General features: G+C 31.0%; 16 protein-coding genes and 2 tRNA genes. 6 read left to right on the top strand and 12 right to left on the bottom strand.

Going from position 1 to position 18,677, the window contains the following annotated elements; genetic code table 11:
• The first annotated feature begins 174 nt into the window (after window positions 1-174).
• The 3 genes from OB7_RS07700 to OB7_RS07690 are packed head-to-tail and all read left to right on the top strand — an operon-like array spanning window position 175 to window position 5,184.
• Window positions 175-2,130 carry an anaerobic ribonucleoside-triphosphate reductase gene (locus tag OB7_RS07700; protein WP_114702948.1) on the top strand — a complete coding sequence of 652 codons (1,956 nt, stop codon included), beginning with the start codon at window positions 175-177 and terminating at the stop codon, window positions 2,128-2,130.
• A gap of 1 nt (window position 2,131) precedes the next feature.
• Window positions 2,132-2,650: a 4Fe-4S cluster-binding domain-containing protein gene (locus OB7_RS07695; protein ID WP_114702947.1), complete on the top strand. Its 519-nt coding sequence runs from the start codon at window positions 2,132-2,134 to the stop codon at window positions 2,648-2,650.
• Between the two features lie 17 nt (window positions 2,651-2,667).
• The gene (locus OB7_RS07690; protein WP_114702946.1) at window positions 2,668-5,184 is read left to right on the top strand and encodes an adenosylcobalamin-dependent ribonucleoside-diphosphate reductase; all 2,517 of its coding nucleotides are present in this window, start codon (window positions 2,668-2,670) and stop codon (window positions 5,182-5,184) included.
• A gap of 25 nt (window positions 5,185-5,209) precedes the next feature.
• Here the strand turns inward: OB7_RS07690 and rbsK are convergent, their stop codons facing one another.
• From rbsK to OB7_RS07635, 12 genes are all read right to left on the bottom strand, one after another.
• Window positions 5,210-6,118, bottom strand: coding sequence for a ribokinase (rbsK, locus tag OB7_RS07685; protein WP_114702945.1), 909 nt, complete (start codon window positions 6,116-6,118; stop codon window positions 5,210-5,212).
• 64 nt (window positions 6,119-6,182) lie between these two features.
• A tRNA-Arg gene (locus OB7_RS07680) sits at window positions 6,183-6,259 on the bottom strand.
• A gap of 42 nt (window positions 6,260-6,301) precedes the next feature.
• A tRNA-Ser gene (locus OB7_RS07675) sits at window positions 6,302-6,391 on the bottom strand.
• A 130-nt stretch (window positions 6,392-6,521) separates the two neighbouring features.
• The gene (locus tag OB7_RS07670; RefSeq protein ID WP_114702944.1) at window positions 6,522-7,355 is read right to left on the bottom strand and encodes a thermonuclease family protein; all 834 of its coding nucleotides are present in this window, start codon (window positions 7,353-7,355) and stop codon (window positions 6,522-6,524) included.
• A 56-nt stretch (window positions 7,356-7,411) separates the two neighbouring features.
• Window positions 7,412-7,837 (bottom strand): nucleotide-binding protein, encoded by a 426-nt coding sequence (locus OB7_RS07665; protein WP_346252949.1) that lies wholly within the window; start codon window positions 7,835-7,837, stop codon window positions 7,412-7,414.
• Window positions 7,838-7,901: 64 nt separating this feature from the next.
• Window positions 7,902-8,087 carry a hypothetical protein gene (locus tag OB7_RS10105; RefSeq protein WP_249031060.1) on the bottom strand — a complete coding sequence of 62 codons (186 nt, stop codon included), beginning with the start codon at window positions 8,085-8,087 and terminating at the stop codon, window positions 7,902-7,904.
• 50 nt (window positions 8,088-8,137) lie between these two features.
• Complete coding sequence (locus OB7_RS07660; protein WP_114702943.1) at window positions 8,138-8,698, bottom strand: glycerol-3-phosphate responsive antiterminator; 561 nt, start codon at window positions 8,696-8,698, stop codon at window positions 8,138-8,140.
• Window positions 8,698-10,170 carry a glycerol kinase GlpK gene (glpK, locus tag OB7_RS07655; protein ID WP_114702942.1) on the bottom strand — a complete coding sequence of 491 codons (1,473 nt, stop codon included), beginning with the start codon at window positions 10,168-10,170 and terminating at the stop codon, window positions 8,698-8,700. The genes OB7_RS07660 and glpK overlap by 1 nt, the downstream gene beginning before the upstream one ends.
• Window positions 10,171-10,192: 22 nt before the next feature.
• The gene (locus OB7_RS07650) at window positions 10,193-10,552 is read right to left on the bottom strand and encodes a DUF1667 domain-containing protein (protein WP_114702941.1); all 360 of its coding nucleotides are present in this window, start codon (window positions 10,550-10,552) and stop codon (window positions 10,193-10,195) included.
• The gene (locus OB7_RS07645) at window positions 10,545-11,771 is read right to left on the bottom strand and encodes an NAD(P)/FAD-dependent oxidoreductase (RefSeq protein WP_012579708.1); all 1,227 of its coding nucleotides are present in this window, start codon (window positions 11,769-11,771) and stop codon (window positions 10,545-10,547) included. The genes OB7_RS07650 and OB7_RS07645 overlap by 8 nt, the downstream gene beginning before the upstream one ends.
• Window positions 11,768-13,204, bottom strand: a complete 1,437-nt coding sequence (locus OB7_RS07640; protein ID WP_004104515.1) for an NAD(P)/FAD-dependent oxidoreductase — start codon at window positions 13,202-13,204, stop codon at window positions 11,768-11,770. The genes OB7_RS07645 and OB7_RS07640 overlap by 4 nt, the downstream gene beginning before the upstream one ends.
• 129 nt (window positions 13,205-13,333) lie before the next feature.
• The gene (locus OB7_RS07635; RefSeq protein ID WP_114702940.1) at window positions 13,334-14,821 is read right to left on the bottom strand and encodes a GGDEF domain-containing protein; all 1,488 of its coding nucleotides are present in this window, start codon (window positions 14,819-14,821) and stop codon (window positions 13,334-13,336) included.
• Window positions 14,822-15,800: 979 nt separating this feature from the next.
• Between OB7_RS07635 and OB7_RS10170 the strand changes: the two genes are divergently transcribed.
• From OB7_RS10170 to OB7_RS07625, 3 genes are all read left to right on the top strand, one after another.
• Window positions 15,801-15,926, top strand: a complete 126-nt coding sequence (locus OB7_RS10170) for a hypothetical protein (RefSeq protein ID WP_012579705.1) — start codon at window positions 15,801-15,803, stop codon at window positions 15,924-15,926.
• A gap of 111 nt (window positions 15,927-16,037) precedes the next feature.
• Window positions 16,038-17,270, top strand: coding sequence for an RtcB family protein (locus OB7_RS07630; RefSeq protein ID WP_114702939.1), 1,233 nt, complete (start codon window positions 16,038-16,040; stop codon window positions 17,268-17,270).
• On the top strand, window positions 17,264-18,448 hold the full coding sequence (locus tag OB7_RS07625; RefSeq protein WP_170128454.1) for a M16 family metallopeptidase: 1,185 nt from the start codon (window positions 17,264-17,266) through the stop codon (window positions 18,446-18,448). Before OB7_RS07630 ends, OB7_RS07625 begins: the two co-directional genes overlap by 7 nt.
• Window positions 18,449-18,677: the final 229 nt, after the last annotated feature.

The raw sequence follows: 18,677 nt of genomic DNA, 5'->3' as shown, positions 1-18,677 counted from the left end.
ACATTTTTTGGAATTTTTTAACGTTTTTATAATTTTCATAATAAGTTCACTTTTTAATTTCCACTTATTTAGAATGTTAACATAAACTATATATTGTATATTTTGCTTTTATGATATACAATATATTGTGGTCATAAATAAATTTTATTCGATTCTTCTATTGGGGGGTATTTTATGTTCGTTAAATTCAGTTACTCTGAAGATTTTGATTTGCTATTTAAAAAACTAGAGGAAAAATATGGTCCTGAAATTTTTGAATTAGAAGGTTTTGGTAAAAATCTTGATATTGATTATTTTAATAAGAAGTTTTTTGCTAACGAAAAAATAGGTGATTTATCAATTGACACTAATGCTAATGTTCGCTCTAAGCATATTGGAACTTACTTTGCTGAAGTAAATAAACCATTTACAAAATTAAATTCCATTTATGTTATCTGGAAAAAAATGAAAAAACTATATGGAAAAGAAGATGCAGGCAAATTTTTAGAAGCACAAATCAACGGAGCAATTTATTTACATGATGCACATCATGCAGCATTTATGCCATATTGTTTTGCCTATACTCTCCAACCAATAGTGGAGAAAGGTTTACCCTTTATCGACACAATTCAATCAATACCAGCGCAACATTTATCTACTTTCATTCAACATGTAATTCAATTTGTAATGTTTGCTTCTAATCAATCAAGTGGAGCAGTTGGACTTCCTGACTTTTTTGTATGGATGTGGTATTACGTAAAAAAAGACTTAGAAGAAGGCATTATACCAAAAGATAAACTTGACTGGTATATTGAACAACATTTCCAAATTCTAACTTATTCATTTAATCAACCAATTAGAACACACCAATCACCATATACAAACTTTACATATTTAGACAGAAATTACATCAAAGCAATATTTAAAGGAGAAAAATATCCAGATGGCTCACCTATTGTAGATGAACTAGAGAACATAATTAAATTGCAAAAACACTATTGGGAATGGGTTGTAAAAGAAAGAGAAAGGCAGATGTTTACATTTCCTGTTCTTACAGCTTCACTTCTCTATAAAGATGGAAAGTTTGTCGATGAAGACAGTGCAAGGTTTATTAACAAAATTAATTTAAAATGGCAAGATACAAACTGGTATATCTCCGATTCAATCGATGCCGTTGCATCATGTTGTAGGCTTACAAGCTCTACTAAAGAAATCAAACTCTCACTTTCAGCGAATCCTGAAGATACCAAATTAAAAGGCATGGCAAACTCCATTGGAGGTTCAGACCTTAATATAGGTTCATTTAAGGTAGTAACTATAAACCTTCCAAGAATTGCTCTTGAAGCAAATGGAAATAAAGATAAATTCTTTGAAATTCTGAATGAAAGGGTAGATCTAGTACAAAAAATCCTTCATACAGTAAGAACTATTATCCAAGAAAGAATTGAACAAGGTGTATTGCCACTATACAAGATAGGTCTTATGAAACTTGAAAGACAATACGGAACAATTGGAATTACGGGAGTATGGGAATCAGCAGATTTTATGGGACTTACCGAACTTTCTGCAGAAGGCTTAAAATATTCAAAAGATGGAGAAATGTTTGTATCTCAGACTCTTGACTTTATTAAGTCTAAAGCCGAGCAAGGATTTAAAAAATATGGTTTTACATTTAATATTGAACAAGTTCCTGCAGAAAAAGCAGCAGTTACTCTTGCAAAAAAAGATGCTATCATATTTGGGAAAGAAAGGCAACCATATGAACTTTATTCAAATCAATGGGTACCACTAACAGCTGAAACTGATATGATGAATAGAATAAAATACTCAGGAAAATTTGACAAAAAGGTATCAGGTGGAGCTATATTACACATTAACATAGGTGCACCTTTTAAATCCGAAGAAGACTCATGGAAGATGGTAAATCTTATAGCTAAAAAAGGTGTTATGTACTTTGCATTTAACCAAAAAATTTCAGTTTGCAATGAAGGTCATGCATTTATCGGAAAAAGATGCCCAATATGCGGAAAAGAAAAAGCAGAAGAATACATTAGAATAGTAGGTTACCTCGTGCCAATTAATTCCTTTAATAAAACGAGAAGAAACTATGAATACTCAAAAAGGAAATTCTATTCACTGGAGGTAATGTAATATGACTGTTTATGTAAATAGAATTTTCTTTTCAACAAATGATCATCCAAAATTATTAGGCCTCTCTATTTATTTTCAAGGCTGTGATAGGTCTCCAAAATGTTTGTTTTGTCACAACAAAGAAACTTGGGAACCTTATAAAGGATTTAAATACGATTTAGAAGACCTTATACAAATTTTAAAAGATAAAATAAATTATGCTCTTGAATCATATGACAAAATAGCTGTGGTATATTTAGGTGGTGAACCCCTTGCTCCATATAACAGAGATGCAGTTTTTCAAATTTCAAAAGAATTAAAAGAAGAATTTTCAGAAAAAATTGTAAATACCCTTTATTCCTGGAGAACATTAGAGGAAATAGAAAAACAAAATTTAGAAAATTACATTGAATATATGGATGAATTAGTTTTAGGGCCATATGATCATACGCAAAGAAACGTTGACGAAAAAGGCAATGTTTTGTTTCCAGCATCAAAAAATCAAAAATATATTAAGTTTAATAAAGTACTAAGTAAATAAGAAGAGGAGGAAGCATTATGTATGAAGACATTATAAAACGCTGGCTAGATGTTGAACCTTCAAAAAACGCCTACAAAATACTTTCAGAAAGGTACTTTATAAAAGATATCAGCGGAAACTTTTTAGAAAACAAGTGGGAAGACGTATGTAGAAGAGTTGCCAGAGTAGTTGCAACATCGGAACTTGTCAACAACCCACAAGTAAAGAAAATGGATGATGCAAAGAAATTAGAGATTATAAAGGAAACAGAAGAAACATTCTTTAAAATGCTAAAAGCAAGAATATTTATTCCAAATAGTCCTACTCTATTCAACGCTGGTATGGGTGTAAGGCATGAACTTCTCTGGAAACCTATTGAAAATATGACACTTTCTGATTATCAAGAAATATACAATACCAGAAATCACCTGCATATGTTATCTGCCTGTTTTGTAGTTCCAGTTGATGACAGCATCAATGGAATATTTGAGGCAGTAAAAGAATATGCGTTAATTACAAAAGCAGGTGGAGGAATTGGATCTAACTTTTCAAGTTTAAGACCAAAGGGAAGTTTTGTGGCTGGAACCCACGGTCAAGCTTCTGGCCCTGTATCATTTATGCACGTTTTTAATTCCGCAATTGGAGTTGTAGAACAAGGATATAAAAGACGTGGCGCATTAATGGGAATATTAAATATAAACCATCCTGATATTGAAGAATTTATAACCGCCAAAGAAAACAATGACGGAGAAAAAGTGCTAAAATATTTCAATATTTCCGTAGGAATCCCATTTGACAAAAAGGAACTTTTAAGATTATACGAAGAAGATGGTGAAATAGAACTTTCACATCCAAAGTTTACAGAAAAAAGATATATAAAAGCAAGAGATATAATTAAACAAATAGCAGAGAATGCATGGAAAACAGGCGATCCAGGTCTTGCATTTCTCCATGAAATGAATAAATATTATCCATTATATCCAGAAATGAAAATAATCTCAACCAACCCATGTGGTGAAATAGGCCTTGCACCATATGAAGCATGTAATCTTGGTTCAATTGATGTTGCTAAATTTGTTACAGACGATGGACAAGTTGACTGGGATGCACTTGAAGATACTGTAAGGCTTGCTGTAAGATTCCTAGACAACGTAATCGATGTTAATGTCTTTCCTCTTGAAAAAATTACAAACGCAGTTAGAAACAGTAGAAGACTAGGCTTAGGTATAATGGGATTTGCTGATCTTTTATACAAACTTGATATCCCATACAATTCTGAAGAGGGAAGACAATTTGCAGCTGATCTTATGGGGTTCATGGCGTTACATGGACATGATGAATCAAACAAACTAGGAAGAGAAAAAGGAAGCTTCCCATTGTTTGAAAAAAGTAAATTCTTTAAAGAAGAAGAATTTGTCCCATTTGCTATGGGAATGAGCAAATACGATGAAGATATCAAAAAAGTAATGAGAGAGTCTAAAAAAGGAAAAAGAAATGTAGCAGTATTAACTATTGCACCAACAGGCTCTATATCTAACATAGCAGATACAAGTAGCGGTCTTGAGCCAAATTTCTTACTAGCTTATGTTAGATACATGAACAAACACGATGGCACAAAAGAATCACTCTTTTATGTAAACAAAGTTTTAGAAAAAAAGCTTGATCCAAAAATTCTTGAAAAAATTAAAGAAAAATTAATAGAAAAAGGTTCATTGCAAAATTTAGATGTACCAGAAGAAATTAAAAAAGTCTTTGTAACTGCAATGGATATTTCTCCAATGGATCACTTACTCATGCAAGATGCTTTCCAAAGATATGTTGACAATAATATCTCTAAAACTATTAATATGCCAAATAGTGCTACAAAGGAAGATGTTTTAAATATCTATCTTGAAGCATTAAAACTTAATGTAAGAGGGCTGACAATATATAGAGATGGCTCACTGCAAACTCAAGTTTTAACTTCTGCAAAGCACGTTAAAACTAAGGACGCTCCAAAAGTTCAATTTTTCCTCTTAGATGAAAAACATAAACTAAGGCCAAGACCAAGAAAGAGTACATTAAGAAGCGTTACAAGAAAATATAAATCAAACGAAAATACAACTTACATTACCGTATCTTTTGATGACAACGGAGAAGCAGTCGAAATATTCCTTTCAAACGGCACTGAACTTGCAGAATCTATCGGAAGATTATCCTCAATAGCTCTAAGAGCAGGTGTATCAATAGAAGAAATTTTAGAACAGCTTCAAAAGGTCAACGGTGAATATACAAGAGGCCTTGCTGAAGAAATCAAAAAAGCAATAGATGATTTTATAGAGCTATGGGGTAACTCAGAAATTGAAAGTGACGAAGCATTTGTAATAGATGGAACCGTTAAAACAGCAGAAGAAGTAGAAAAATTTGTAATGGCAAATGATCTTGAATGGAGTGAAGGCTACTATGTAGATGAAAATGGAAATGTATATTGTCCTTCTTGTCTTTCAAAAAATAGTATAATAAAGCAGGAAGGGTGTATGAGTTGTAAAAAATGTGGATGGAGTAAATGTAGTTAAAAAAAAGGCGCGCATTGCGCCTTTTTTATATATTTAAAAAATTTTCAACTTCTTTTCTTGAAGGAATAGAATTTTGTGCACCTTTTTTAGTAACTGACAAAGCAGCTGCCGCCGAGGCAAATTCCAATGATTTTCTTATATCAAGATTTTCATGCAAAGCTACAACAAATGCTCCGTTAAATACATCTCCCGCTGCCGTTGTATCAACAGCCTTAACTTTAAAAGATGGAATTTCTATCCTTTTATCACCTTCAAAATAAATTACTCCCTTGCTTCCAAGTTTTACAATGAGTTTTTTTACTCCTAAGCTTTTAAGTTTAAAATAACTATCTTCATACGAGACAAATTTTCCAAAGAACTTTTCTGTTAAAAGTTTTATTTCTTCTTCATTCGGTGTCAAAAAATCAACAAATTGAAAAATTTCCTTTTCAATTCCACTTACTGGAGCAGGGTCAAAAATAACAATCTTTCCATTTTCACTAAAAAGCCTGGCAGCATATAAAGTTGACTCAAATGGAATCTCATTTTGGAGTAAAATGTAATCAGCTTCTAAAAGTTTTGCTTCATGCTTTCTTACAATTTCTTTAGTTAAGTTACTATTTGCTCCAGGATATATTACTATTCTATTTTCGCCTTTTCTTGTAACTTCAATAAAAGCTAAGCCATTATTATCATCAACTACCACATATCCTTCTATGTTTAATTTGTCGTATTGATCTTTTAAAGCTCTTCCATATGAGTCATTACCAATACAGGTTAAAAAATAAACATTAGAATTTTTCTTAGAAAGTTTTGCTATACTAACTGCCTGGTTAAAACCTTTACCCCCAGGAAAAAACTCTAATTTTTGAGCTCTTTGAGTTTCACCAGGTAAAGTAAATCTCTCAACTGTTAAAACAACATCCATATTCGAACTTCCAACTACTGCAATCATTTTTTCAACTCCTTGTTTACTTTTTTAATTTAATAACAAAAAAAGAGGCATTAGCCTCCTTTTTTGGCGTGCCCGGGGAGATTCGAACTCCCAACCTTCAGATCCGCAGTCTGACGCTCTATCCAATTGAGCTACGGGCACATGTTATTTAATTTAAAAATGGGGGAACTATCCCCCACTTTTTGGCGGAGAGGGAGGGATTCGAACCCTCGGTGGGGTTACCCCCACACTTGCTTAGCAGGCAAGCGCCTTCGACCACTCGGCCACCTCTCCAAATATCACATGTAAAATTTTAACTTAAAATATGAAAAATGTCAAGGATTACAATTTTTAATAATTTTTAGGTTGTAAGTTTCATGATACTATTTCCAAGGTTCATTTATAATTTTTTATCTAAATTTGTTTAATTCAAAACAACTATTTCATTCGGGCTTCTAAGCAATATTTCTGGTTTACTATCATCAAACCAAAGTTCTCCATAAAATTTTACTTTTTTACCTTTAATGGAATATAAGTTATAATCTTTGAAAAAATATTCATATTCACCATCGCGAATGGAAATTTCAAACCAATCACAATCAATATAGTAGGTATACCCGCCATCTCTATGGTAATTTTTTCTTATATCTTTCACTGTTCCTTCTAGAAAAACGATCTTACCTTCAAGTAAGCTTGTTATTTGAGCTTTACTACTCAAAATCTTTGCTGAGCTCCATTTTGAAAATATTCCTTTTCTATTTTCAAAGGCATAGTTATATGCTTGGACAAGCCTTGGAGTTAATTCGCTATCATCATTATCAAAATATATTAAAGGTCTTGCATATCCTTCCATTAAAACTGACTCTTCATAGAATATATAACCATTTTCACTATTTTTTCCAAAAACATAAGCTAGAGTTCTACCGTATCCGTCATTTCCTACAATCTTTAAATATATCTCGTATTTACTGACAAAATTTTCTAAAAACCTTTTTGCATCCTCTCCGTACTCACCAATTGGTTTACTACCTGCATGAGTTTCTGGAGTATCTATTCCAACAATTCTCACTTTTTTATACTCTCCATTTACATATCCATAAAATGTATCACCATCAACAATGTGATCTACATCTAACTTTACAAATCCACTATCATCCTTAATAGGACTCAAAAAGTCTATAGCATCAATATCTATATAAGAAAACAACGTAATTAAAACACTAAATAACAAAATTGGTAAAAGCTTTTTCAAATCCATACTACTACCTTCTTCTGTTACTTTTTAAAATGTGCCGCCAAAAGGCGGCACAATTATTATTTTAAAACCTCTACATCAAATTGGCCTCTAGGTAAAATTTCATATTCACCTTTATACAAAGTAAGGATTCCTGTAACTCTAACCTTTGAACCTTCAGTCAAGTTAGAAATATCTATATTTGTACCTTTCTTTAAATAAACTTTTATTAAGAATTCCCCTGTATCCACTACAAAATCATATTTTCCTTTTTCTTTTACTATTCCTTCAACGTAAACTAAGCTTGACAAAAAGACATCTGAAAGGCTTGTTAAAACATCTGCTTTTGGCTCATCTTTTCCAACAACTTCTATTGAGTCAGCAACAAGTTCTACTATTCCGTTCCACAATTTACTTCTTCCAGTCACTACAACAACGTCACCTATTTCTAAGCTTTCTGTAAATGATGGTGCATAAATCATGAGTTCTGAAACCTCATCCTGAATGTAAAAGCTACCTTTTCCAAGTAAATCTTTTGGAGACGTTACTATTCCTTTAACAGTATATAAATCACTTTTTTCCCATAATCACATCTTGCAAACTAGAATATACCGTTCCTTCTTTATTTTGCTGCTCAGCTACGCTTACAGAATCAGCCTTTTCATTCTTGTTAGACGAAAAAACAAAAATTCTTTCAAAAAATGGAGAGCAACCTGAAATCAATACAAACAATACTAAAAAAGATACTAAAAACAAAAATAACCTTTTTTTTTCATAACTAACACTTCCTGGATATTTAGTATGGTTTAAATTAATTCAAACTCATCCCAAAGTTTTTCACAGCTTGTTGAAACTCCAATTGCGCCATTTTCTAATAATAATTTTGCCTGCTCTTTTGTAGTAACAAGTCCACCTGATATTATTGGCTGAACAATTTCCTCTTTAATCTTTCTTACAAGTTCTGGTATTAAACCAGGTAAAACCTCCACAAAGTTAGCTTTGTGTTTTTTCACCTGTTCTATACCAGTTTGAAATGCTTTAGAATCTATTAAAAAAATTCTTTGGATAGCCATTAAATCCAACTTTCTTGCAAAATCAATCAAATTTGAACGTGTAGTTATTATCCCATCTGCACCTACAAATTCTTTAACTAACTTAACACTTGCTTTATCTTTTCCTATACCTTCAACAAGATCTACATGAACAAATACAAACTTTCCATGCTCTTTTAATTTCTTGCACGCCCTTTTAATTTCAAATATATCTCCTTCAAGCAAAAACACAGAACTTACCTGCGTACTGATTATCTTTTCAACCATCTTTAAATTACGTATTGCAGGCACAATAGGATAAATAAACGGGTGCATTATTCTTCACTCCATCTCATGGATCTCTTTACAGCTTCTTTCCATCTTGAATACAACCTTTCGCGTTCGTCCTTTGAAAGTTGAGGTTCAAAACGTTTATTTAAATTCCATGCAATTTCTTCCTTACTCTTCCACAAACCCACTGCAAGGCCTGCAAGATATGCCGCGCCCAAAGCGGTAGTTTCTGTAACTTCAGGTCTTTCTACAGGAACACCTAATATATCAGCTTGAAATTGCATCAAAAAGTTATTATTTGAAGCACCACCATCTACTCTTAATGTTCCCATATTAATTCCTGCCTCTTTTGACATTACTTCTAAAACATCTCTTGTTTGATAGGCAATCGATTCAAGTACAGCTCTAATAATATGTGCCTTTGTTGTACCACGCGTTATACCTATCAAAAGACCTCTTGCATACATATCCCAATATGGAGCACCAAGTCCAACCATTGCAGGAACAAAATACAAATCTCCAGAATCAGGAACAGATTTTGCTAAATCTTCTGTTTCTGAAGCGTTATCAATCAATTTTAAATTATCTCTAAGCCATTGCACTGCTGCACCTGCAACAAATATACTTCCTTCCAATGCGTATTCTACTTTATCATCAACACCCCAAGCAATGGTTGTTAAAAGTCCCGAATTTGAATAATAAGGAGTATCTCCTGTATTCATAAGTATAAAGCAACCTGTTCCATATGTATTTTTCACCATACCCTTTTCAAAACATGTTTGGCCAAAAAGTGAAGCCTGCTGATCTCCTGCATCTCCTGCAATTGGAATTTTGCCTCCAAAAATTTCTGTATATCCATACACATAACTTGATGGCATTGGTTTAGGTAAAATTGCTCTTGGAATATTAAGGATCTCTAAAATTTCATCATCCCAGTCCAATGTTTTTAAATTAAATAACATTGTACGAGAAGCATTTGAATAATCAATCACATGTACCTTTCCGCCGGTAAGATTCCAAATAAGCCAGCTATCAACTGTCCCAAACAATATATCTCCGCGCTCTGCCTTTTCCCTTACCCCTTCAACATTATCCAAAATCCACTTTATCTTTGTCCCTGAAAAATACGCGTCAACCACAAGTCCAGTTTTTTCCTTTATAAGCTTTTCATAGCCTTTTTCCTTTAAATCGTCACAAATTGAAGCAGTTCTCCTACACTGCCAAACTATAGCGTTATACACAGGTTTCCCTGTATTTTTATCCCAGAGTATAGTTGTTTCACGCTGGTTGGTAATTCCTATCGCAGCTATATTTTCTGCTCCAACTGTTTCTACTACCTTTTTTGCTACTTCAATTTGTGAATTTAATATATCGTATGGATCATGCTCCACCCATCCAGGCCTTGGATAAATTTGTTTGTACTCTTTATTTAAACCATATACGTATTCGCCCTTTTCATTGAAAAGGATAGCGCGTGAACTTGTTGTACCTTGATCAAGTGCCAGTATATACACCATATCCCCCCTTGAGTTATTCTAATTATTTTTTAAGAACAGTTCTTGTAGCAATAAGGTTTGCACCGGTATTTAAAAGATCCTTTACTATTATATCACCTCTTTTAATCGGTGCTTGAACTTTTAAGCCTTTTATATATGAAATAGCCTCTTCTAATATTTTCTTAGGAATAGGTCTATCGGTCCTTGCTGAAACAAGATCCATAACACCATTTTCTACCTTCACACTTATTGTAAGCATCCTTTGAGGATTTGTTACCTCATTTTTTGCATATTCAAATCCTCTTGGGCATCTATTTCCTTCTACCTTTATATCATCGCCTTCCACATAAACAGTAAGCTCACAACCAATAGGACATGATATACACGTTAGTTTTTTAATCAAGACTGCTCACCTCCACGGTGATTTTACTATCAAAGCCCTCAAAATCTTTTACAACCAAGTCTATCATCTCACTTGGTCTAATCCTCCAATTGAATTTTCTAATTGTTTTATCTGAAAATTTTAAAGCAGATTTTACCAAACTTTTTGTGGGCCTTATATATATTTTAAATGGTTGTGTTCCAGTAAACCTTTGAGGAAGCATTACTCCAACATTTTTACCTCTTACAAACTCGTATTTTACTTCCGGCAGCTTCTCACCTAAAGCATATCTTGCTGCATACATTCCAGCAATCTTTCCTTCGTCGTATACAAAATCAACCAAATCATGTATTGCAACGTTATTACCTGCTGCAAAAATCCATTCAACACTTGTTCTCATATAATCATCTACAACTGGTCCTCTATTTATTGGATCCATTTCAACAAAGTTTTCAATTAACTCGTTTTGTGGAATAAGACCAACAGATGTTACTAGTGTATCAACTTTAATAACCTTTTCAGTCCCAGCAATTGGTTTTTTGTTTTCATCTACTTTTGCAATAACAACCTCAGAAAGCCTTTCTTTTCCATGGATTTCAATTACTGTATGGCTTAGCCACAACGGTATATTAAAGTCTTCAAGACATTGAACAACGTTTCTAATAAGGCCACCTGGCTCAGGCATTATTTCTACAACACCTACAACATCCATCCCCTCTATCTTTAACCTTCTTGCCATAATAAGGCCAATGTCTCCAGAACCAACTATTAAGACTTTTTTACCCGGAAGCCTGTTGTATATATTTACCATCTTTTGTGCAACTCCTGCTGTATAAATACCAGCAACTCTGGAACCTGGTATTCTAAGGGAATTCAAAGGCCTCTCTCTTGCTCCTGTACTCATAACAAGAGCTTTTGGTTCAAATACAATTATCCCATCTTCTGAAAGGGTAATTACTTCTCTTGTATCAGGTTTAATCTCCAAAACTGTAAAATTAGGCCTTATTACATCCTCTTTTAATTCTTCCCAGAGTCTTTCCATAAACTCAGGTCCAGTAAGTTCCTCTTTAAATACATGAAGCCCAAACCCATTGTGAATACATTGGTTTAAAACGCCTCCAGTACTTCTATCCCTTTCTAGCAAAACTGTCTTTGCGCCACTTTCAGTTGCAGAAATTGCTGCAGCAAGTCCTGCTGCACCTCCACCTACTATCAAAACATCTACTTTTTCCCTTCTCATGCTCTCACCTTGCCATCCATGATCCAAGAATTTTTTGAATTAAGCTTAACTTCTTCCATTGGTATATTTAGCTCCCTAGAAATTATCTCTACAATCTTCAAACTACAAAAACCTCCTTGGCACCTTCCAAAAGATGCTCTTGTTCTAAATTTTACTCCATCAAGTGTTCTAGCTCCCCTTCTTATAGCTTCAACAATTTCAGCTTCTGAAACGTTATTACAGAAGCAAACTGTTCTTCCATATTTTGGATCCTTCTTCACAAGTTCTTCCCACTCTTTTAAACTTACATTTCTTATATTGGTAATTCTCTTTCTATATGGATTAAAATCTTTCTTTTTTGAAAGATTAATTTTTAGCTGGTCCTGCAAAATATCTTCTACTACATACTTTGCAAAAGAAGGTGCTGCTGTAAGACCTGGTGATCTTATCCCAGCAACATTAACAAATCCCCAAATTTTTGTAGCAGAAATGATAAAATCTTTTTCTTTGGTTTCTGGTCTAAGGCCAGCAAATGTTTTTACCGTATATGAAAGATCCACTTTTGGAATAAGTCTTTTTGATTTTTCATATACTTCTTGCAAACCTTCAGGTGTCGTACCAAGATCGTACTTCAAACTCTTTGGAAGGTCTTTCGCATTTGGCCCTAACAGAATTCCACCATCTACTGTTGGAACAACGAGTATCCCTTTTGATTTTTTTGTTGGTGTAGGAAATACAACCGTATTCACAAGACCTTTTAATTTTTTATCGAGCAGTATATATTCACCTTTTCGGGGGAAAATTTCAAAATCACCAACACCAGCCATCTTAGCTATTTCATCTGCAAAAAGTCCAGCGGCGTTAATAACAACATCTGCTTCATATTCCCCTTTGTTGGTTATAACTTTAGACACCTTTTGATTACTTGTTTGAATATCTAAAACCTCTTCTTCAAGGTGCAAAATTGCACCGTTTTCAACCGCATTTTCAATTGCAGCTATTGCAACTTCCCAAGGTTCAGTAATTCCTGCACTCTTACAATAAAGTGCTGCAATTGCTTCATCGCTTATATTCGGCTCAATCTTTTTTAATTCACTTTTTTCAAGTATTTCTAGATCATCAACTCCATTTTTTTTGCCACGCTCTTTCAACTCTTTTAAATAATTTATATCTTCTTCTTTAAATGCAACTACAAGAGAACCAACTCTTTCAAAATCAAAGTCAAGTTCTTTTGAAAGTTCATCGTAAAGACGGTTTCCTTTTGCAGCAAATTTTGCCCTAACGCTTTGAGGTGGATCATCATACCCACCATGAACAATCGCAGAATTTGCTTTTGTCACACCCCAACCAATGTCTGGAGCTTTTTCCAAAATATGAACCTCACAATCATATTTTGAAAGCTCTCTGGCTATAAGACTACCTGAAATCCCCGCACCAATAACAAAAACTTTCATATCCACACCTCCAAACAAAAAAGCCATATGCCAGGTCTTTCTGGCATATGGCTTCTCCATTATCTCTTAAGCCTGCACTTTATTTACTTTCACAAAGTATTATATCACAAACATGAAAAAATTTTTAAATTACTTATTTTTGTTTCTTGATTTCATATCATAGAGTAATTTATCTGCCAATCTATAAGATTCTGAAAATTTGCTAAATTTGACTATGCCATATGAAAAATCAAGATTAATAACATTTATTGAAAGCTTTCTAAGTCTTTCAACAAAACTTTTAGGATCATCTAAATTAACAATTAAAGCAAACTCATCTCCACCAAGCCTTATAAATAGATCCTCTTTTCTAATATTTTCTATAATTAAGTTAGAAAACTTTTTAAGAATTTCATCACCTTTTTCATGGCCAAATCTATCATTCAATTCTTTAAAATTATCAAGATCTATAAGAACAAAAAAACCTTCAACATTTGAATTATCTAATTTTTCTAAGATGTTTCTGTTACAAGCTTTTGTTAATGGATCAATATATCTTGAATTGGAAAGTTCGTTTGTTTCTGCAACCATTTTTTCAAACTCATCTGTAAGCATTAAAATAACTGAAATTGACAAGAAAGCTGTTCCATAACCTGTTAAAAACTCTTGAAAATGATATGATCTTACATACAAAAAGTAAAGGATAATATGAATATAAGAAAATACTATGAAAAAAGTTGAAAAGTAAAGTTTGCTCATTTTCAAATGCAAAACATCGTAAATTACAAAAAGCAAAACAATAAGCATTAACATATTTGAAACTGTCGAAAACTTAGCATAATTATTAAAATCAAATGAAAAAACTGGAAGGAGGGAAACAAAAAACACATACCAGATAAGCCATTTTGTTCTAAACCTTTTTAATTTATATTTTTCAAGAGCTGCTATATAAAATAGCGAAGAAAAATATGTGGAAATCAAAAATAGCTTTTTAAAAATCAAAAAGGTAATTTCATTAAAATGAAAAGTTCTAACTTGATAATCAAATAACGCTATAGCTGTTAAAACTAAAAATAAACCAAATAAGTCATAAGATTGACTTATCTGCTTTGCTTTTAACAAATAACCCAAAAAGAAAGATATTATCCCTGCAACAAAAGAAATTCCAATTGAAATGATGTAAAAATCGTGCCTTAGAAAATTTTGAAAGCTTTGATATCTTAAAGCACTTATTCTATCTGTCAAAAAGGGAAATCTTGGCAGTCCTGCATCATATAAACCAAAAATTTCAATTTTTAATATATTTTTCTTTGAGTTTAAATTTTTTAATGGAACTACATATGTATAACTCCAAATATTACCAGTCTTTGTTCCATAAGAATATATTTCTTCTCCATTAAGGTAAACTTTAAACAAATTACCAATAATCTTTGGAATAACTAGAGTATCAAAACTAGTATCATTAAACTCAGTAACATAAACACACGTACTAGGCTCATCAAGCAAAATTTGATCTGGAACCTTTTGATTCCAGCTATTTAAAACATATTTATCTTTTACAAAATTGCCATTAATCAATATACCTAACACTACAAACGTAAAAAGTGCAATAATAAGGTTTTTAACAATTTTTTTCATATTTCCGCCCCAATAAATTGTTGATATTGAAGATTAACAAAATGTTCAAGCAAACCACTGCAACCTAAGAATACATAACTTTCGGTATGTTTTCACAACTACTAGATCATTATTCATAATTTTATCATAAATATTTTAACATTTTCACAATTGAATACTTAATTACTAAAATGATTCTATTTTCCTTAGCTCATATATCAATACATAACACAACCTCTATTTTCTCATATAAAAACAGTTAAATCTCTTAAAAACTTCTATCTTATATAGACAAATTTTTAATATTCCACTTTTTAATACAATGCAATTTTGCTGAATTTTATTATATCTACGATGTATACAATTACCATATCCCGTACTTTTATTTTCACAATAACTCAAAATAGGACCTTTACTAAATTACTCGACACCTAAATTTATAACTAATTTTCTTTCAAATTCAAATAAAGAATTAAAAAATAAAAGAAAGAAATTATATAAATTCAGATAAACTATTCCCAAACCTGAAAAAATGAATCTTTTTTTATTTTTCTATAATCTTTAGCACTCAAGTCAGATTTAATTACCATATTTACTTTACATTATTTATTTGTTACCTAATATAATTTTATTTTAATCTTAAATTCAATATTGTCAATAAACAATGATATTAAAAGTTATAATTATTTAATTAAAAACATATGAATAATACCAATTAATAATATATTTCAGAATTCAAAAAGCTTTTAAATAATAAATAGTTTAGATAGCTATTGACAAAGTAAATTGAGTTTTGATAAAATCATTTCTGGAATATATAATTTGAATATCAAACAAATTTTACTCAATATTAAATTTAATTTTATTAATATTTTAATTTTGTTTTTATTTGAATTTTTTATTTATTGTTAATTAAATATTCGTAAGTTAAAAAAATAACAAATTTAACAACTATAGCAACTATGTGTATTACAATTTAGTTTGGAAAGGAGGTGTAAATATGGATAAAGTCATGCTTTTAGGAAACCATGTTGTCTTATCAAAAGAGATTACTGAGCTTGAAGAACTTCTACAAGATATTTTTGAAGAAGAGGAACTAGAAGAGGTATTTGAAATAACTGATTAAACTTTTTTGCTGGCACGCTAAAGCTAGCGTGCCAATGCTATATTTTAATTTTTTAAGCTTTTGTCAAAAATACAAATAACGCGTTAATAATCTCCCAGAAAGGAGTTTTAAATGAACAAAGAACTACACAAAATTCAAAAAAAGGAACCAATTTTAATAATTAATGACAATGATTATCGCGAATTTTGCAATGAAAAAGCAAGAAAAGTCATAAATTTTTACAAAAATCATTCAGAATACAATAAAATAATAATATTTCCTGGATTTCATCCGGAAGAATTTGGTTTACCAGCTTCATCTTTGCTTTTATCAGACAAAATTTATCCTTTCTCCACGGGGTTTGACGTCGGTTGTGGTTACTTAATATTAATAGTTTATGACATAGATCCTATAAAAATGAATAAAATAACAAAAAAACTGGAAAATTCGAATGAAATCTCCAAAATTTTTAATAAAAATATTGAGAACTCATCCTGGATTATTAAAAAAATGAACAAAATAACAAAAAAAATGTTGCAAAATGAATTTTCCAAAAAATTTTATTTTGTTGCCAAAAAAATTATTTGGAACAATTTTGGAGAACTTAACCCAGGCGGGCATTTTATAGAGTTTCATATTCTTGAAAAAATTTATGAGGAATCTCTAAAATCGTTAAACAATAATAGCTTGTTATTAATTGTACACAATGGTTCAGGAAATTATGGAAAAAAACTTTTAGTGTTACTTGCTCAAATGTTCGGATACTTTGAGGGAAATAAGTTGAACCTGCAAGATATACCAAAAATTGAAGACAAAATACATCAGGTTTATATACCTTTTTGGAACCATTCTATATCTCGGGGAAAGAATGGAAATAAAAATTGGTTAATGTTCTTAGAATTATACAAAAACATCTTAGAATATTCATTTTTAAATAGATTATACATTGCTGAACAAGTAATAGATTTTCTTTCCCAAGAATTCAATCATAGTATTAAATTTGATTTTGTTTCAGATTCCATACATTCGTCAATATTTGTAGAAAAATTCAACCACAATAGAATTGCAATACACAGAAGTGGCCTAACAAAAATTAGTAAAAAATTTCAATATTATTACATTGGAAGCAATCCTGGTGAAAAATCATTCTTGATTAAACCATTACAAAAAGCTAAAGACACTTTTTATTCCATACCTCACGGTACAAGCAAAGTCCACAATACGAAATATTTTAAAAATATAAAAAGTGTAATTACCCCACTTTTAGAAAAAGGAATAATTAAACTCGCAATCAAGTTAAAACCACTTATTTCAATAAAAAGAGTAGGTTCATCAAAAAAGGATGTGATTTGTACAAAATGGTAAAAAATAATTGGAAGAGAAAAGAACTTTTAAATGGTGCTATTGTTGTTAATTCTCTCATGAAAGGAAAGAATATTCCCTCTTTAAATATTTGGTTCAAATATGGACTATATCATTCAATACCTAAATCTCTTGTACACTTAATCGAACATTGCTCCTTTTACACGTCATCCACCAAAAACAAAACAAAGGGATATATCCTTAATGGTTTGGTATTTCCGGAAGCAACTTGTTTCTACGCTAGAGCTTTTAATGATAACCTTTTTGAAGCATTTAAAGATTTAATTAACATTGCTTATAAATCTCCAAACATTTCACAAAAACAATTAGAAATCGAAAAGAGAATAATAAAAAACGAAATAAGAAGAAAGAGCGTATTTATAATATATTCACTTTTAATTAATTTATTATATCCTGAGATTAATCTAAATTTTGTCTCGGGATTAGATGAAATAACCCTAGAAGAAGTAATGCAAATAAAAAGTAAATTTTTTGTTCCTCAAAATTCAATCATTGAAATTATTGGAAACTTAGATAGCAAATGTTTTGAAAAAATTTGTTCCAGAATTGAAAATATTCACGTTGAAGGTGTAAATACTAATTTTCCAACTTACAAACATAGAAGTAACGTTATGTGGAAAAAAATTAAATCTGATAATATGAATCTTTTAGGATTTATTTTCCCACTACCTGGCTATACCTACAAAAATTTGATAATTGCTACAATCATCGATTATATATTTGCCAAATTAGAAAATTCAAAATTACGAAATTTAATACGAGAAAAGCAAAATTTTACTTATCACATCAATACTGATATTGTTATCAACAAAAATTTTGGTTATTATATTGGTTTTATGAAGCTTCAAAATTCACTTATAGTTGAAAAAGCTTCGGATTTGATTAACAAATCTTTAGATTCTCTTATTTTAGATTTTATAGATAACAAGACTTTTCAAAAGATTAAAAATCGATTAAAACTTTTTTATATGATTCTATTGGAAAATATCGGAAAATTTTCTTCCAGATCTGGTTTTAATCTATTATACATGAACGAACCATTAGATATTCAAAAAATTATTAAAATCCTTGAAACAATTTCAATATACGACATATACGATTTTGTATACAAATATTTTAGAAATAATTTAAAAGGAATCTATATCATTGATAAAACTTAATTCAAAAAAGTAATTTATTAACATATCAATTAACTTTAAACACAAAATCGTTGCAATTTTAACCAATATTTCACTTAGAATTTCTAAAAATTAAAAAAATTCGGTATTTAAACATAAAAAGTAAGAATTCCACATTTTTCAAAATTTTAACTAAAAATATTACTATAGTGAACTTAATAAAATTTATTCAAATAAATGCATTGAGTCTTCAATAATACAATTATTTATT

Source organism: Thermosipho africanus Ob7 (assembly GCF_003351105.1).
In the GTDB taxonomy this organism is placed as follows: Bacteria; Thermotogota; Thermotogae; order Thermotogales; family Fervidobacteriaceae; genus Thermosipho; species Thermosipho africanus.
The sequence above is the reverse complement of the archived record's forward strand: the minus strand, read 5'-3'. Positions and strand labels throughout refer to the sequence as shown.

Excerpts from the sequence above, each read along its gene's own strand:
- OB7_RS07700 (WP_114702948.1), top strand. The coding sequence starts at position 175 with ATGTTCGTTAAATTCAGTTACTCTGAAGATTTTGATTTGCTATTTAAA.
- OB7_RS07695 (WP_114702947.1), top strand. The coding sequence starts at position 2,132 with ATGACTGTTTATGTAAATAGAATTTTCTTTTCAACAAATGATCATCCA.
- OB7_RS07690 (WP_114702946.1), top strand. The coding sequence starts at position 2,668 with ATGTATGAAGACATTATAAAACGCTGGCTAGATGTTGAACCTTCAAAA.
- rbsK (WP_114702945.1), bottom strand. The coding sequence starts at position 6,118 with ATGATTGCAGTAGTTGGAAGTTCGAATATGGATGTTGTTTTAACAGTT.
- OB7_RS07670 (WP_114702944.1), bottom strand. The coding sequence starts at position 7,355 with ATGGATTTGAAAAAGCTTTTACCAATTTTGTTATTTAGTGTTTTAATT.
- OB7_RS07660 (WP_114702943.1), bottom strand. The coding sequence starts at position 8,698 with ATGCACCCGTTTATTTATCCTATTGTGCCTGCAATACGTAATTTAAAG.
- glpK (WP_114702942.1), bottom strand. The coding sequence starts at position 10,170 with ATGGTGTATATACTGGCACTTGATCAAGGTACAACAAGTTCACGCGCT.
- OB7_RS07645 (WP_012579708.1), bottom strand. The coding sequence starts at position 11,771 with ATGAGAAGGGAAAAAGTAGATGTTTTGATAGTAGGTGGAGGTGCAGCA.
- OB7_RS07640 (WP_004104515.1), bottom strand. The coding sequence starts at position 13,204 with ATGAAAGTTTTTGTTATTGGTGCGGGGATTTCAGGTAGTCTTATAGCC.
- OB7_RS07635 (WP_114702940.1), bottom strand. The coding sequence starts at position 14,821 with ATGAAAAAAATTGTTAAAAACCTTATTATTGCACTTTTTACGTTTGTA.
- OB7_RS10170 (WP_012579705.1), top strand. The coding sequence starts at position 15,801 with ATGGATAAAGTCATGCTTTTAGGAAACCATGTTGTCTTATCAAAAGAG.
- OB7_RS07630 (WP_114702939.1), top strand. The coding sequence starts at position 16,038 with ATGAACAAAGAACTACACAAAATTCAAAAAAAGGAACCAATTTTAATA.
- OB7_RS07625 (WP_170128454.1), top strand. The coding sequence starts at position 17,264 with ATGGTAAAAAATAATTGGAAGAGAAAAGAACTTTTAAATGGTGCTATT.